Raw genomic sequence first — 16,558 nt, 5'->3', positions numbered from 1 at the left:
GCTCATAAATTTACGTTGGCTCGAGTCTTCATTATATATATAGAAGAAACTCGATAATTATTGTTTGTTGACGTTTTTGTTTGTTTAGTTTTCAAAGAACAATTTCACTTATTTTTTAGAAAGTGACGTTTATCATCTTATCACATTTCCTGAATAGTAGTCAACTATTTTTTAAAAATAAATTTCAAATTAGTTGATACGATTCGAAGCGAACTTTTATATCTTAGCACCATCGTGAATGTTTTTCAAGAGAAATTTTTCTAGATGATGAAGATAAAATTTCTATCGCTGGTAACACCCTATTTTTCATTTGAGATTTACCTTGCAGCGACATTTATAAATATTACTCTCCTCTTTATAATAAGTCAATATAATTTATAAAAAAATATGCCAGGCCAACTGATTTTTTTCAGTGCCTGACGCTTTATAGCTAAATATCTGTTTGTTTCCCCATTGCCCATGTGGATTATTCCTGTTATCACTTTCAAAGAAACAGAAGAACTATCTCTATGTTTCATAGTTTACGAAGTGAGATTTTCCACGATGCCCCGGTTTCCACATGATAGGCCATTGCAAAGGAACCTTGGTTAATAGCAACACCGATTTTATCAAGAGAATTCACATACAGCAGCGGCTCGCCTAAATGTATATCCGCAAATGTCCGGCCATAAGTCATGATATTTTTATAAACCTGGCGAGTATCGTTTTCGATGGTCACTTCAAACGACTCACCGTACTCAGCTCCAAAATCCTTGAATAACGGGCGATCAATATTAGTCCATAAATTGCCGAAACGGACATCAAGAATGTCGATATTTCCAGTAAGAACCTGGTCAGTGATACTCGCTTTTGGCTTTGGCAGTTCGATGATTGAAGCGACCGGAACCTCTGGACCCACTTCTTCAAATGTAATCAGCTTGGAAGCAAGCCTTGCCCCTGTATAAGCATAAACATCGCGGCCGTGGAATGTATAGGATTCACCTGAGCGCGGCAGGCGATTGACCGTTTCATCAATGATTCTTACCGCTGAAATGCCAATGCTGCTTTTAATATGAGTCAACGTGCCGTTATCCGGAGTTACAATGAATTGGTTTTGAGCCGTTTTGGCGACGATGCTTTTACGCTCAGAGCCAACGCCAGGGTCGACTACGGAAACAAACACCGTTCCCTCCGGCCAGTAGGCAATCGTCTGATACAACCTGTAGGAGCCTTCCCAAATATTGTACTGCGGGATGTCATGGGTTAAATCAAAGATACGGATAGTTGGGTTTACGGAAACTGCTACGCCGTACATTGCACTGACAGCACCATCGCTTAAGCCAAAATCAGTTTGCAACACAAGAGTATTATTCATTTTATTTTCCTCCTTCTGTTTATATGTTTTTTACGACGAAAACTGAACTATGAATTTTTTTCAATGGCTGTGTTAAACTTGGCTGTGGATTTACGCTACAGGCGCTTCGCTTTCCGCTCCAATTTATAGAGTTAAAAAATCAACAATGTCCTTTAACACAGCCTTTTCAATAAAAAAACCACGCCCCTATCTATTTTTATAAAAAATAAATAAGGACGTGGTTTATATCCACGTGGTACCACCTTAATTCGCCGTATGCTCGCGCAAAACAGCCTCTGCAAGTACGAGAGCACATATGTAAGCCTGGCTCTTTATACTGTGGTATGGATAACGAGTACCAAATCTCGTCGGAACCTACTCCAATCTGTATAGATTGTTTCAGCACGCAGCTCTGAGGCCATTTTTCGGATTCGTATCTTTGCTTCTTTTCAGCTCCCGAAGCTCTCTGTAAAAAATAACTAAATCGTACTTTCCCTCTTCAACGCCTTAAACAGTATGAAAAATTAGAAAATTTATTTAATTATAATAATTGATATGTAATTCGTCAAGCAAAAGAACAGAAGAAACACTTGATATTACCTGATTTTTGGGCGGTATCCTATCCAATCTGCAATTTAGGGATATAGAGAAAAGGGAGCTTAATACAGAAGAAATATCCTCAAGCTTCTCACTTGACGGTACAATGTAAGCGATTTACGATAGTAGGTAAAAAGGGAGCTGATCCAGTTTGAATGCATTGTATGAAATATACCCAGTACCGCAAAAGATTACATATCATGATGGTTTACTTAATTTAGAAAAAGGCGTTCAAGTAATATACGACAATACGATTGATCTTGTCACTAGAAAAAAGGTTGAAGACGTGTTACAACAGAATGGCTTCCCGGCACCTGAAATTGTCACACAGGCAGCTGCTGATAAAATTACGATTCGTGTTGGAACTAAAGGATCAAACGGTCCTGTTGATACGTTTGCTGCTCAATATATAAACAGTGAAGGCATGGATTTTACGAAAATTGATGCCTATCAATTATGCATTCAAGATGATGCCATCACGATTATAGGAAAAGATACAGATGCCAGCTTCTATGGAGTAGTGACATTCAATGCGATTCTCTCCCAATCCGCCAGCAAAACAGTCCGAAATATAACGATTAATGACTATGCAGATACCAAAATCAGAGGGTTTATTGAAGGGTACTACGGTATTCCTTGGAGTAACGAAGATCGAATGTCGCTCATGCGTTTTGCCGGCCAATTCAAAACGACCTCTTATATTTTTGCACCAAAGGATGACCCTTATCATAGAGAAAAATGGGGTGAACTATACCCTCCTGAGAAACTTGATGAAATACAAGAAATGGCAGCGGTTGGAAATGAAAACAAAACCCGTTTCGTTTGGACTATATCACCCTTAGGCGAAGTTGCAAAAATTTCGCAATCAGGCGGCAATGCGATGGAGCTACTTCCTGAAAATACCGATAAAATGCTGAGCAAATTCGAACAATTATACGCTGTCGGCGTGCGTCAATTCGGTGTGTTAGGGGATGATGTCGGAAGCCTCCCCCATGATTATGTAGTTGCATTAATGCAGTCCGTTTCAGAATGGGCAAAAGCAAAAGGCGATGTATACGATACCCTTTATTGCCCTGCCAGCTATAATTCAGCCTGGGCATGGATTCCAAGCGAGCTGAATGCCTATGAAAAGGGATTTGAAGAGAATATTCAAATTTTCTGGACTGGAGCCACCACCTGCGCGCCAATCGACCAGTCGACCATTGATACGTTTAAAAATAAAGACAATGATGGTGTTGTAAGAAGGGATCCATTATTCTGGCTAAATTGGCCGGTGAATGATGTGGATATGTCTCGTGTATTTTTAGGAAAAGGTGAAATGCTGGAGCCAGGCATTAAAAATCTTGCCGGCGCAGTAACAAATCCTATGCAGGAAGCGCAAGCATCAAAGATCGCCATTTTTGCTGTTGCGGACTATTCTTGGAATACCCAAAACTTTGATGCCGGGAAAAGCTGGGAGGACAGCTTTAAATACATTGAACCTGATGCTGCAGAAGAATTACATATAGTAGCGAAGCATATGTCTGATGCCCATCCAAATGGGATTAAACTATCTGAGAGCGAAGAAATTGGAAGTTTATTAGATTCACTCACCTTAAAAGTAAATAATGGGGAATCATTAAAAGACATTGCTCCAGAGGCCGCCTGTGAACTTCAAAAAATCGCTGATGCCGCAGATGGCTTTTTGCGAAAAACAAAAAATGAACAGCTGAAGAAAGAATTAGCTCCATTTATCGAAGCATTACGTGATATGGTACTAGCTGATATTGAGTATATTAAAACAGAGCTCGCCATGGAAACTGGCAATAAAGTAAAGACTAGGGAACATTTTCTCAAAGCGGACACATTGCGTAAGCAAAGCTTAAATTATGATCGCCCGCTTTTAAACGGTACAATGAAAACACTGCCGGCTAAAAAAAGGCTGCAGCCTTTTACACAAAACCTAGAAGAAAAAATTGCCCCTAAAGCGGCTGAGCTGCTGGATATTCAGCTTATAGAAACAAAGGTTAGCAGTTCGTCTAACGCTACTACCTGATGAAAATTAACTAACAGTATTTGTGTGCACGAACCATCTATAGTAGAAAAAAACAAGCCAAGGGGTCCCCTGGCTTGTTTTTTTATGTTAATTCAGTATAAAAACGGCAGCGGTCGCCCCTAACGATGGAGATACAAAACTCAACAGGCATACCGTTGATATCATAGGCTGTTCTTTCGAGTAATAAAGCCGGCTGTCCTGCTTCTGTTTGGAGATATTCACTCTCCAATGGTCGAATGAGAACTGGTTCGAACGCTTCTTTCGCTTTGGTTACAACAATATTAAATTGTTGGGCAAATAAATCATAGAGTGAAATTTCGCCAACTCTTTTTAGCTGCTCCGGGTTTGAAACCACGCTTTTTGGAATGAAAGATGACTCTAAAATATATGGCTCATTATTGGCACAGCGAAGGCGTTTCATTTCAATGACCATTTCCGTTTTGCCAAGCTCCAGTGCTTTCTGAATTTTTTCAGTGGGTTGTACTTCTTCTACTTTTAAAATGATATCCCTAGGATTCAATCCTTTTTCTTTTAATACCCTGCTAAAACTGTAGAAGCCCATCAATGATTGCTGCAATTTCGGTTTTGCCACGAAGGTGCCTTTTCCTTGAATTCGGTAAAGTATTTCTTCCTGGACAAGCTCTTCTATTGCTTTTTTCGCCGTATTACGACTTACACCAAATTGATCTACCAGCTGATTTTCTGACGGAATTTTATCACCAGGAGTCCAGCGTCCCGCCTCGATCGCTTCCTTTAGCCTCTCCTTCAATTGGTGATAAAGCGGAATCACACTTCCATGCTGCAATGGTTCCATTATAAAAACCTTCCTCTAGGCATACTTGATTTTCTAGTATTATATCATGTTAACTTGTAGAATCAACCTGGCTAGTTTGCAGAGACGCAGCTAGAAACCTTGTTAAACCACGGACTAGCTGTTTCTTTTAAGACAACGTTCAGTTCCTGGATATTGTTTGTTCCTTCACCTTTTAACCAACTGCGACCAGCCTCTTCCCCTTTTTCCGCAAATGGTGCAACCCCATTTTTCCATGTTGCCCGCCCGCAGAGTACGCCATTAAAGGTAGAACCTGAATCTTTAGCAAACTTCAGCGTTTCTTGGAACAATTCTGCACTTACACCAGCGCTTAAGAAAATAAACGGAAGCTCTGTTGCCTCGCTTTGCTCCTTGAAATAAGCAGCCGCTTCTTCTTTGCTATAAGCAGTCTCACCTTCTGTGTACCCTTCGACAAACTTCATATCTACTGGGACTTCTACCTTTAATACATCCACCTTGTACTGCGGCTTAGAGAATTCCCTCATTGCCTCAATAACCTTGTGCGGCTTCACTTTGGCGTATTCTATGCTTTTAACATCCTCATTTTTAGCATCATAGGAAACAATTTCAAGGAAAAATGGGATATCCTCCGCTGCACACTCAGAGCCTACCCGTTCCATATAAACATGCTTATAGTCATTAATGGCTTGATCTTCATCAATATCGTAGTACAGCAAAAATTTAACGGCATCTGCTCCTGCCTCTTTTAAGCGACGAACAGACCATTCCGGCAATAAATCAGGCAAGCGCCCTGCCGCATTGGCATCATAGCCTGTTTTTTCATAAGCAACCAATAAGCCCGCCTCTGAATGTCGGACTTTTGCAGCGGGCAGACCGTATTCAGGATCTAATAATATGGAAGTCGAATAAGGTGTCAGTTCTTCTGAAACTAATTCCTTAAAGCGGATAATTCCTTCATCACCAACAGATGCTGAGCTTCCAGCAGCAATCATTTTCTTTAATGAACCCCGCTGGTCAATAGCCAAAGCCCCGATAATTCCATTCTCATCTGATAAACGTTTTAAAGCAGCTAGTTTATTTTCCGTTAATTGCAACATCAACAACACCTCTATTAATCTAATTTTTCAACTTGGACTAACTGAAAAAATGTTTGGAACTTGCTATAGTCAATATAACCTGTTCCCGCTTCCATGGTGTTTAGCATTCCCGTTGTCATCGCTGTTTTCAGCGTATCTTCAACAGACTGCTTTTGCTCCAAGGCAGCCGCTAATCCGGCCACAGTGGCATCGCCGGAGCCGACAGGGTTCACCACGTCAATCTTTGGAATCGTGACACGGTAGAAATTCCCACCCTTCCTAACAAAGGCTCCATCTCCGCCGAGCGAGACGACAATCCATTCAATTCCTTGAAACATCTCAGCAGCTAACACTTGTTTTAGACTGCTCATGCTTTGTTCGACTTCTATGCCTAACAGCTGAGACAGTTCTTGAATATTTGGCTTAATTGCAAAAGGCTTTACCTTGTGGGTTAACACCTGGCGGAGCGATTCCCCAGATGTATCCACGATCACTGGAACCCCTGCGATTTCCTGGCCAATCTCTACCATTTCCCGGTAAAATTTAGCTCCCAGCCCTTTTGGCAGACTGCCTGAGATGGTCACAAGGGTAACGTCTGAAAGCAGCTCACGATACTTTGCTAAGAAGGCTTCACCGTCCGCTAGAGACAGTGTCGGTCCAGATTCCAAAATTTCGGTTTGCTTGCCATCATGGAGAATTGCAATACAGTTTCGCGACTCTTGATGGATATTTAAAAAATTGCTTTCGATCTGGCTTTTAGTTAATTCCTTGATAATGAAATCACCAAGGGTTCCGCCTAGAACGCCGGTAGCGATCACGCTAGCTCCCATTTGTTTGATAACCCTGGCGACATTTAAGCCTTTGCCGCCGGCAGTTTTTCGCACCTGTTCTACACGGTTCACATCATCCAGTTTGAAATCCTGAATGTGATAGGAAATATCCACAGAAGGATTCATTGTGACAGCTAATATCATCGCGCTTCCTCCTTCCCGCTTGTATAACGGCAAACCCCATCAAGATAGGTGGCTGCTAACTCAAGCTCCGGTGTTAGCACAATAAAATCGGCATCGAGTCCGTTGGCAATCCTGCCACATTCTTCATCCATACCAATACTTTTCGCAGGGGCAGTGCTCGCCATATAAACGGCTTCCTCAGGGGTCGCAATTCCCCATTTGACGACATTTTTAACAGCATCCTTTAATTTCAAGATACTTCCTGCTAAACTTCCGCTCGCAAGCCGGGCCGATCCATTCTTCACTTCAACAGGGAATTCTCCAAGCTGGTACTCGCCCTCCGGCATGCCGCCGGCCATCATGCAGTCAGTAATCAGAACCGTTTCCTTCCTGCTGCGGGCGTTCATTAAAATGTTGGCAGCAGCAGGGTGCACATGATGGCCGTCGCAGATTACTTCCGCAAAAACATGTGGCAGGTTCATGGCGGCGCCTGCCATTCCCGGTTCACGATGGTGCAGCCCGCTCATCCCGTTAAACGTATGGACAAAAATCGAAGCACCCTTTTCAACCGCCTGCTTTGCCACATCATAAGTAGCATCACTATGGGCTAATGCTACGGTAATCTGATCCTTCACAGCATGCTCAATAAATTCGGGTGCTCCTTTGCGTTCCGGAGCCAGAGCGATTTTTTTAATAAATCGGTTGGAATGCTTTTGCCAAGCTTCCAGTAATTCGATCGAGGGATCACCAAAATACTTCGTGTTTTGCGCCCCTTTATGTTTTTCCGTGAAAAATGGACCTTCTAAAAAGATTCCTTTTATTTTCGCTCCCTGTACTTTCATATAATTTTCGCCAATCATTGCTACCACTTCATTTAACGTCTCTGGAGACGAGGTCAGCGTTGTAGGCAAAAAGGAAGTCACACCGCAGGAAAGCAGGCCCTCGGAAATAGCCTTCAGCCCTTCAAAGTCATTGTCCATCACATCATGGTTTTGAAAACCATGAATATGGGTGTCAACTAATCCTGGAGCAATCCAATGACCGGCATAATCAATCACCTCAGCTGATTCGTTAGGCAATTCTTTATAATAGGAAGCAAATTTCCCATTAATGATTTGAAGGAAACCTGGACCTGCTATCTCATTTTCAAGAAAAAATTGATCTGCATAAACAAATAGTTCCATGTGTTCCGCACCTCTTGTTTTTTGAAGGCTGTAGTAAAGGATGGTTTAGCACAGCCTTTATAAAAAATTTACTTGTATTCGTGAATTATTACTCCTTTAACGACACGATTAACCGTTCCACTTGGAGAAGGAGTATCCGGAGTATTGCCAACTTTAATCGAAGCGAACAAAGCAAGCGCTTGCCCCACCATCACATATGGCAGTGACAGATAGGCATCCGGTACTGTGCTTGCATCATCGTCAAAGAGGAAGGTACTGCCGTCATAATTCGTTTCACCATCAACAGAAACAGCATAAATATTGCTGGCGATTTGGTCTTGCTTTAATTCATTTAACATGTCTAGATCGTATTTTCGTGTATACGGCTGGTTTGACACAAAAACAAATACTAGGGCTTTTTCATTCACAAATGATTTGGGGCCATGGCGGAAACCGAGCGATGAATCAAAAGAAGTAGCAATTTTGCCCGCAGTTAACTCCAAAATCTTTAATTGGGCTTCCCTTGCCAGACCTTCAAACCCACCTGAACCCAGATAAATAATCCGTTCAAAGTCGGCAGCAGTCATATTTTTGATATCGGCATCCCTGTTAATTACACTTTCACCCATTCGGCAGATCTTTTCGACATTCGCTAATTTTTCTTCAATTGACAAGGTATCAAAAATAAGCAGTGCCGTTAAGGTCATGCAGGTGTAACTTCCCGTCATCGCAAAGCCTTGGTCATTGGAACGTTCAGGCATTAATAACAGGAGATTGCTGTCATCACCTTCCGCCCTCTTTGCCAGCTTTCCACCCTTTGAGCACGTAATAGTAATCTGGTAAAGATTTGTTACCAGCTTTTCAGCTAATTCAACCGTTGCCACGCTTTCCGGGCTGTTGCCGCTGCGGGCGAAAGAAATCAGCAAAGTTGGAATGTCTGCTTTTAAGAATTGGTATGGATTGGACACGATGGCAGTTGTCGGCACACTTTGCAAGTCCCACTGATGTTCATCAACTTTTCCTTTTAAGTATGGGGTTACAGTATCACCGACATATGCAGAGGTTCCAGCCCCTGTAAAAATGACCCGAACACGATCATGTTTTTCGGTAATGTTTTGTAAAAAGGCTTCAATCTGTTCTTTTTTCTGGGTATACAAGGCAAATGTTTCGCCCCAAAGCTCCGGCTGTTGTTTAATTTCTGCCGTTGTAATGGATGCCCCTAATGGGATTAATTTTTCTTGATCTAAAGTAAACAAGAATAACACTCCTTTTATTGATTCATTTCAAGGTGAACTCTGACAATTTACTAAGCGCAGCGGTCTCAACGCTTTTTTTCAGCGTTTCGAACACCTTATCACCAATTATGAAAATCGCTATTAGATTTTTTCGAATCCCCGCAGTCCTGCACCTATTACCCCATTGTCCTGTTTAATGGTACTAATAGACATTCGGTTTAAGAGATGCTGTTGCTCGGGAATTTGATGGGCTTTTAGTTTTTCCTTTATCAGCTCCAGCAAAAATGGATTATTCGCAATCACGCTGCCGCCAAACACTATTTCATGCGGATCCAGCAGACAGGAAATGGAGTAAAGACCTTGTGCCCAATTGTCTGTCACCTCATCGATAATCGGCTGATACTCGCTTGCACCAGCTTGGAATTGCTCAAAGACGTCCTTCGTCGTAAGATTTGCTGTCTGAAGCCTGCTTTGCGCTAATTTTCCAATTGCTGGTCCCGCAGAGACAAATTCCAGTCGCTCTAATCTATTGCCAGCTGTTTTTGACAGAACTGGAATTAACCCAAATTCCCCTGCAAATCCGGCACCGCGAAAAAAGGAACCTTGATGGATAATCGAACAGGCGATTCCCGTGCTGATTGTCACGTAAACAAACGTTTCATCCTGCTTTCCTTTTGCGTGCTTCCACTCCGCAAAGGCAGCCATGCAGACATCATTGTCAATTGTAATATTCTTCAGTCCAAACTGTTCTCGCAGTCTTGATGCTACTGGAAATTCCGCCCACGGCAAATTATTTTGATAAACGGCAATTCCCTGCTCCCGGTCCACCTTGCCTGGCACACCTACACCAATGCCTTCCATATCAGCAACGGAAAGCGAGGCATCCTTAAGCACTTGTTCTACCGCTTCAACGACTCTAGTAAACATCAATTCTCTATCCGAGACATCACTTTTTACCTCGGCTCGCTGCAGCAGTTCCCCCGTTTCTGAAACAATACCAGCAGCAATTTTTGTCCCGCCAATATCTATGCCAATTGCCTTTTTCATTTTCCTGCACCTCTGCTTTTAGATTAATAGTCACTTGAATATTCATTCAGTTTACTTAAAACCAGCTTGCTCTGTGCTATAGTGTAATCGCTTGTTGAACTTATGTAGGGTTGTTGGTACAAGTATAATCAAATAAAAACTCATAGACAAATGCTATGAGTCTTTATTTTTGTAATTCTATTATAGAGCATTTTTAGTTGAAGGGTCAACCCAGCAATTTTATTAAGGCCTCAGGAGGTCTTTAACAATCATACATGGGGTGACTTCAGCAATTAGTTTGCACTATTTTCATTCATAGCTTCAAAGGAAAACGGGATTCCGGCCATTTTAGCGGTAAGCTCGTCGTAACAGACTAAATCTTTTTTGGTCAGCTCCTTGATAGACCGTTTCCCAATCGCCCTCATCGCGACTTTCATTTCTTCCATACTCGCTGTTAAAAATTTCTCAGCCGCTTGAACGCCTTCTTCCAACGTGAATTGATCCTTAAACTTTCCGTTATACCAAACCGCTTGTGTCGGCGGCTCAAACGGAAGGGCCTTTAAGACCTGTGTATGGGCAACCGCAAATAACAAAGCGGAACCTACACTAATCGCATCGGCTCCTAGGGCAAGCACCTTTAAGAAATGACCTGGGACTAACAGGCCCCCCGATACAATTAAACTGATTTGGCCCTTTAGCTTCCTTTTTTCCAAATGATTAGCGGCCCGGACAACGGCATGTAAGGTTGGAATGCCAAAGTCATCTAATAAAATCGGAGGAGCCTCTTTCATCGCGGCTTGACCGCCGTCGATTGTAATAAAATCAACACCGAGTTCAATTAAATGATCAAGGTCTTCCTCAATTTTACCGCCTGCCCCAATTTTTGCCCCAATCGGCACACCCCCGGACAGTTTACGAAGGACATCCACCATTTCCTTCAGGTCCCGTAATGTCTGTTTTTCAAAAAACTTTTCCATTATAAAGGCATCTTCATTTTCCTCAAGCCCCATGATTTGACGCGCGCGACCAGGCATTTCCTCGGGGGGGATTTTTTTCCCCACCCCAAACATGGCTCCCTTCCCTAGTTTGATTTCAATCGCGTCGGCACGTTTGATGACTTCCACTTCCTTTCCCCATGAGGTTTTGGAAAACTGTAAAATATACTTTCCCGCCGCGTCTAATTCCTCGGGCAGGATCCCTCCCTCACCCGAGTTAATCGCTGTTCCGGTATTTTTAGCCGCTTGGGCTAAAGACAGTCTGACTTGTTCACTGACCCCAATACCGTATCCCATCCCGCTGATGATAAGCGGAATGTCGATTTCCATTGGTATTTTTGCTTTTGGTCCAATTGTTACTTTGACATCTACCTCTTCGTCCCCATCAACAGGAAATGGCGATGTCTGTGCAGGGATTAAGGTGATCGATTCTAAATGGGGCCACTTGATGGAGGAACCTCCAAGCGGTCGATAGATTACCTCGCTGCTTGAGGCACGCAGGCTGTTTTCCAGTGTGTTTTGGATGCCCATATGCCGCAGTCCTGGCATCATTTCTATAATATTTTCCTGGTAGCTGTCTGTCAGAATAATCGTTCCAGCCTTTTTGACCACCAGCTTCATAATCCAGCGCCAGCCCAACATCAAAAACAAAGCGCTGGAAAATAGTAGAGTCACCATTGCTAATGTGCTATATAAGAATAAATTTTGCATAGTCACCGCTCCATTATTCGGCCGATTTTTCAAGCTTTTGTTCTTCCCATGGCTCAAAGGAAAACGGAATTCCCACCATTCTGGACGTCAATTCGTCATAGGAAACGATATCCTTTTTCGATAGTTCTTTTAACGAGCGCTTTCCCATCGCTCTTAAAGCCATTTTCATCTCCTCAATGCTTGAAGTAAAAAACTTCTCGGCTGATTTGACTCCATCCTCAATCTTGAATTGATCCTTATACTTTCCTTGATTCCACACCACTTGAGTAGGCGGTTCAAACGGCATCGCCTTTAAGGTTTGGCTGTGGGCAACGGTAAATAATATCGCCGAACCGATATAGACGGCATCAGCCCCTAATGCCAGCATTTTCAAAAAATGTCCTGGTACTAATAGACCTCCTGAAACAATTAAACTGATTTGGTCACGCATTTTTCTTTTTTCTAAATGTTTTACAGCTCGAACGATTGCATGTAATGTAGGGATTCCCATGTCATCGCTAAGAATCGGAGGAGCCCCGAGTGTCGCTGCCTGCCCGCCATCAATCGCAATAAAATCAACACCCATTTCAAGTACATGGTCAATGTCATCTTCAATTTTGCCGCCTGCGCCCATTTTTACCCCAATCGGCACGCCGCCTGTCAGCTCACGAAGTTGAACGGTGAGTTCTTTTAAATCTTTTAATGTTTGATTCTCAAAAAAATTATCATGAATGACGGCATCTTCATTTTCTTTCAAGCCCATTAACTCGCGGGCCCGTCCAGTCAGATTCTTGGGAGAAATTTTGCTGCCTGTCCCAAACAGCGCTCCCTGCCCCAGCTTGATTTCAATCATATCCGCTTGCTTAATGAGGTTCTCGTCCTTCGACCATTCTGTCTTGGAAAACTGAAGAATAAATTTCCCTGCTTTCTCCACCTCCTCGGGTAAAACGGCACCTTCCCCGGAATTAATCGCGGTTCCGACATTACTGGCAGCTTGCGCTAAAGACAACCTGACCTCCTCGCTAAGGGCAATACCATAGGCCATACCGCTGATCATCAGGGGAATTTGGAGCTGCAGCGGTTTTTTCGCCTTTGGACCAATGGTGACTTGAACATCTACTTCCTCATCACCGTCGATGGGAAACGGGGTAGTCTGAGCAGGAATGAAAGTGATGGAATCGATGTGCGGCCATTTTTTTGAAGAACCAAGTGGCCGGTGAAGAACATCACCTGTCTCTGCACGCAAACTGTTTTCCAGCATATTTTGGATGCCCATGTGCCGAAGTCCAGGCATTAGTTCCATAATGTTTTCCTGATAACTGTCGGTTAAGATAATAGTCCCAGCTTTTTTGACTACTATTTTTAAAATCCAGCGCCAGCCAAGCAGCATGAAGAAAAAAAGGATAAATAGAATGGCAACCATTGCAAAGGTTAAATAATAGATGATGTTTGGCATATTCATGTCTCCGGCTATCTGCTTAAAAAAGCGTTTTATAGCTTTATGATTTCCAAAATAATGAATTTTTATATACTGGTGTTTGAAGGGCAGAATAGTATGTTATTTTAAAGCACAAAAAAAGACCGTCAAAACATGACAGTCTTTTTTTACACAATAGCGCTCGATTTTAAAATAACCCCTAGTATTTACTTAAATTCGCTCCTAAGCAAATACACCACATCATAGTTTTTCAGCTCGTTCATGTGCCCTTCCACATCATTATAAAAATCAGTAGAGAGAGAACTAATCCCATTTTTGCTTCCCGAATAACAAATACTAGCTAAAACCATCTTATCCTTAATCGCAATGTCACTTAATGGATTACTTCCCCATACAGCTTGTAAATCATCTACTTTAGTAATCGTTTCCGGATTCCAGCCTGTGCTTGTACTACCATCACTATTAATGCCAATAGTAAAAAGCACTTGATTACTTCCCTCAGACATATTCGATGTTGTAAAGATAATGGTACCCCTTTTTTTAATCCCCGTAGAAATATGGTTCATCTCTTCAACTAATTCGCCTGATTTATACTTTTCAACCCATACAGCAACTTCTTTATATTTATCCTCTACATTGAAATCAAATACAAAGGATTGAGCCGCAGTGCTTGAAAGTATCACTTCCTCTCTTTCTGTTAAATTTGCTTTGGAAACGGTGTTGACTTTCAAGTCTGGGCTACCGTTATCACAAGCAGCTAAAAATAGCGTAAGCAATGTTAACATCAAGAAAAATAGTACTTTCCTCATTGTTTCCTCCAACTGAATCCATCTTTTTAAAATCACGAATTATTATCCCAGGTAAAATAGTACCATATAAAATATCACTATCCTACCTTATTGATTTAAGTAACTTTTGTCCATGAGCAAATCTGCCCCCCAATGCCCCAGAAGAACCCTCCCCTTTTTTATTTTGCAAAGGATTGGATATGCTGCTTTCCCCAGTCATACATCATGAGGATAATAGGCATTAGGCTGTGACCTAGTTCTGTTAATGAATATTCTACTTTCGGCGGGACTTCGGGGTATACTTCTCGATGGACGATACCATCTTCTTCAAGTTCGCGGATCTGGGTGGTGAGTACTTTATGTGTAATTTTCGGAAATAGCCGTTTGATTTCGCTGAAGCGTAAGGTGCCTTCTGTTGCCAAATAATAAATAATTGTAATTTTCCATTTACCGTTAATGAGGGATAAAGTAAATTCTTTTTCACAATTAAATTCACCATTTTCAATTTTCTTCCTTACTTCCGCCCTTAAATCATCCATTCGTTTTGTCACCTTCCCTACGTATCTTAAAAGTATCCTATAAGTAACCTTCTCACAAAAAAGTGCGTTCTTCCAGAAAAAAGTTTTTTTTTTAGAATGAAATTAGGATAGATAATATTCAGATTTGTTTTCCACCTAAGATCTCTATCTGTTTGCCTATTTTTAAAGCAATAGAATGGAGGAACGTGAAAAATGGCAGGAAACAGGGCGGTTGTGTATAAAGGTCCAGGACGTGTAGCAGTTGAGGATATTAGTTATCCTGATTTGGTTCTTAGAGATGGACCGGGAGTCAATCCGTTAAATGTCGGGAGGAAATGTGATCACGGGGTCATTTTAAAAGTTGTCACTACCAATATCTGCGGCAGTGACCAGCACATGGTGCGAGGTCGTACGACGGCTCCTTCAGGACTTGTTCTTGGTCATGAAATTACAGGTGAAGTTATTGAAGTCGGCCGTGATGTGGAATTTATTAAAAAAGGCGACCTTGTTTCGGTTCCATTTAATATTGCTTGCGGCCGCTGTCGCAGCTGTAAGGAACAAAACACGCATATTTGTGAGAACGTGAATCCGGACCGTCCGGGTTCTGCGTACGGTTATGTGGACATGGGCGGGTGGGTCGGCGGCCAATCTGAATATGTTATGGTCCCTTACGCCGATTTTCAGCTTTTGAAATTCCCTGATAAGGATCAAGCGCTGGAAAAAATTCTTGATTTAACAATGCTTTCGGATATTTTCCCAACCGGTTATCACGGAGCGGTCAGCGCAGGCGTGAGACCTGGTTCTACCGTTTATGTTGCAGGAGCGGGTCCAGTTGGGCTTGCAGCGGCTCATTCTGCACAGATATTAGGTGCTTCGGTTGTCATCGTCGGCGACTTGAACAACGACCGTCTGGCGCAGGCAAGAAGCTTCGGCTGTGAAACGGTTAACCTCCGTGAATATCCAAATCTTGGCGAGCAAATTGCCCAAATTTTAGGTGTGCCTGAAGTTGATTGTGCAATTGACTGTGTCGGCTTTGAGGCGCACGGACATGGTGCGGGTGCAGGCGAAGCGCCAGCTGCAGTATTAAACTCGATTATGGATATAACCCGTGCCGGCGGGCGTCTAGGAATTCCGGGGCTGTATGTGACTGGCGATCCTGGTGCTGTTGATGAGGATGCAAAAATTGGGACATTGAAGGTGCGTCTTGGTCTCGGGTGGGCAAAAGCCCATACTTTCGTAACGGGGCAGACGCCGGTTATGAAATACCACCGCGACTTAATGATGGCGATTCTAAGCGGCAAAGCGCAGATTGCCAAAGCGGTAAATGCCACGCTAATTTCTTTAGATCAAGCGCCAGCTGCCTATGCTGAATTTGACCAAGGGGCTTCAAAGAAATTTGTGATTGATCCGCATGGGATGATTAAAAAATAAGTATTTATCCATCATTACGATTTTAAAATTTGGGAGGTTTTTAATATGTGTAAAGTGACATTAGAGCTAGCGAAAGAATTGATTGCAGGTGCTGAGGCGGAAGCTAAAAAAATCGGAGTATCAATGGTGATCTCTGTTGTGGATGAGGGCGGTAATCTAATCGCCGTTCACCGTATGGATGATGCTTGGTTAGCGAGTATTGAAATCGCTCAAAATAAAGCCTGGACTTCAGTGGCGTTAAAAATGCCTACATCAAATTTGGCGGAGGCAACAGTTCCCGCTGCTGAACTGTATGGGTTAAATACAACGAACAACGGGCGTCTTGTTGTGTTCGGCGGCGGCATTCCGCTTGTGAGCGACGGCAAAGTGGTTGGGGCTGTTGGCGTCAGCGGGAGCACCGTGCCGCATGATGTACAAGTGGCAGAGGCTGCAGTGAAAGTGTTTGAACAGAAATTGTTGACTGTGTAATTTTAAAAAAGGTCAGTCC

At 42.6% G+C, this 16,558-nt stretch carries 14 protein-coding genes and 1 other annotated feature; of the genes, 3 read left to right on the top strand and 11 right to left on the bottom strand.

Going from position 1 to position 16,558, the window contains the following annotated elements; genetic code table 11:
• Window positions 1-514: 514 nt before the first annotated feature.
• Window positions 515-1,354: an SAM hydrolase/SAM-dependent halogenase family protein gene (locus IE222_RS19875; RefSeq protein WP_191275859.1), complete on the bottom strand. Its 840-nt coding sequence runs from the start codon at window positions 1,352-1,354 to the stop codon at window positions 515-517.
• A gap of 208 nt (window positions 1,355-1,562) precedes the next feature.
• Window positions 1,563-1,845: a binding site (T-box leader), on the bottom strand.
• 236 nt (window positions 1,846-2,081) lie between these two features.
• Between IE222_RS19875 and IE222_RS19870 the strand changes: the two genes are divergently transcribed.
• Window positions 2,082-3,965: a glycoside hydrolase family 84 protein gene (locus tag IE222_RS19870; RefSeq protein WP_191275857.1), complete on the top strand. Its 1,884-nt coding sequence runs from the start codon at window positions 2,082-2,084 to the stop codon at window positions 3,963-3,965.
• Between the two features lie 82 nt (window positions 3,966-4,047).
• Here the strand turns inward: IE222_RS19870 and IE222_RS19865 are convergent, their stop codons facing one another.
• The 10 genes from IE222_RS19865 to IE222_RS19820 all read right to left on the bottom strand — a co-directional run bounded on the left by IE222_RS19865 (window position 4,048) and on the right by IE222_RS19820 (window position 14,661).
• Window positions 4,048-4,779: a GntR family transcriptional regulator gene (locus tag IE222_RS19865; RefSeq protein ID WP_191275855.1), complete on the bottom strand. Its 732-nt coding sequence runs from the start codon at window positions 4,777-4,779 to the stop codon at window positions 4,048-4,050.
• A gap of 71 nt (window positions 4,780-4,850) precedes the next feature.
• Entirely contained in the window at window positions 4,851-5,855 is a 1,005-nt protein-coding gene (lacD, locus tag IE222_RS19860; RefSeq protein WP_191275853.1) for a tagatose-bisphosphate aldolase, read from the bottom strand.
• Window positions 5,856-5,869: 14 nt separating this feature from the next.
• Entirely contained in the window at window positions 5,870-6,808 is a 939-nt protein-coding gene (lacC, locus tag IE222_RS19855; RefSeq protein ID WP_191275852.1) for a tagatose-6-phosphate kinase, read from the bottom strand.
• Window positions 6,805-7,971 carry an N-acetylglucosamine-6-phosphate deacetylase gene (gene nagA / locus IE222_RS19850; protein ID WP_191275851.1) on the bottom strand — a complete coding sequence of 389 codons (1,167 nt, stop codon included), beginning with the start codon at window positions 7,969-7,971 and terminating at the stop codon, window positions 6,805-6,807. The genes lacC and nagA overlap by 4 nt, the downstream gene beginning before the upstream one ends.
• Window positions 7,972-8,039: 68 nt before the next feature.
• The gene (locus IE222_RS19845) at window positions 8,040-9,206 is read right to left on the bottom strand and encodes an SIS domain-containing protein (protein WP_191275850.1); all 1,167 of its coding nucleotides are present in this window, start codon (window positions 9,204-9,206) and stop codon (window positions 8,040-8,042) included.
• A 120-nt stretch (window positions 9,207-9,326) separates the two neighbouring features.
• Complete coding sequence (locus IE222_RS19840; protein WP_191275849.1) at window positions 9,327-10,232, bottom strand: ROK family protein; 906 nt, start codon at window positions 10,230-10,232, stop codon at window positions 9,327-9,329.
• Window positions 10,233-10,504: 272 nt separating this feature from the next.
• A complete protein-coding gene (locus tag IE222_RS19835; protein ID WP_191275865.1) occupies window positions 10,505-11,917 on the bottom strand; it encodes an FMN-binding glutamate synthase family protein in 1,413 nt (470 codons plus the stop codon).
• 13 nt (window positions 11,918-11,930) lie between these two features.
• Window positions 11,931-13,352, bottom strand: a complete 1,422-nt coding sequence (locus IE222_RS19830) for an FMN-binding glutamate synthase family protein (protein WP_191275848.1) — start codon at window positions 13,350-13,352, stop codon at window positions 11,931-11,933.
• 188 nt (window positions 13,353-13,540) lie between these two features.
• Complete coding sequence (locus tag IE222_RS19825) at window positions 13,541-14,143, bottom strand: YgaN family protein (RefSeq protein WP_191275847.1); 603 nt, start codon at window positions 14,141-14,143, stop codon at window positions 13,541-13,543.
• A 158-nt stretch (window positions 14,144-14,301) separates the two neighbouring features.
• Window positions 14,302-14,661 carry a winged helix-turn-helix transcriptional regulator gene (locus IE222_RS19820; protein WP_191275845.1) on the bottom strand — a complete coding sequence of 120 codons (360 nt, stop codon included), beginning with the start codon at window positions 14,659-14,661 and terminating at the stop codon, window positions 14,302-14,304.
• Window positions 14,662-14,853: 192 nt separating this feature from the next.
• On the opposite strand from IE222_RS19820, the gene fdhA reads away from it, so the two are divergent.
• Together fdhA and IE222_RS19810 are read left to right on the top strand one after the other, a co-directional pair.
• Window positions 14,854-16,071, top strand: a complete 1,218-nt coding sequence (gene fdhA / locus IE222_RS19815) for a formaldehyde dehydrogenase, glutathione-independent (protein ID WP_191275844.1) — start codon at window positions 14,854-14,856, stop codon at window positions 16,069-16,071.
• A gap of 45 nt (window positions 16,072-16,116) precedes the next feature.
• Window positions 16,117-16,539, top strand: a complete 423-nt coding sequence (locus IE222_RS19810; RefSeq protein ID WP_191275842.1) for a GlcG/HbpS family heme-binding protein — start codon at window positions 16,117-16,119, stop codon at window positions 16,537-16,539.
• Window positions 16,540-16,558 lie beyond the last annotated feature (19 nt).

The sequence above is a fragment of the Neobacillus kokaensis genome (assembly GCF_014656545.1).
Classification (GTDB): Bacteria; Bacillota; Bacilli; order Bacillales; family Cytobacillaceae; genus Neobacillus; species Neobacillus kokaensis.
The sequence above is the reverse complement of the archived record's forward strand: the minus strand, read 5'-3'. Positions and strand labels throughout refer to the sequence as shown.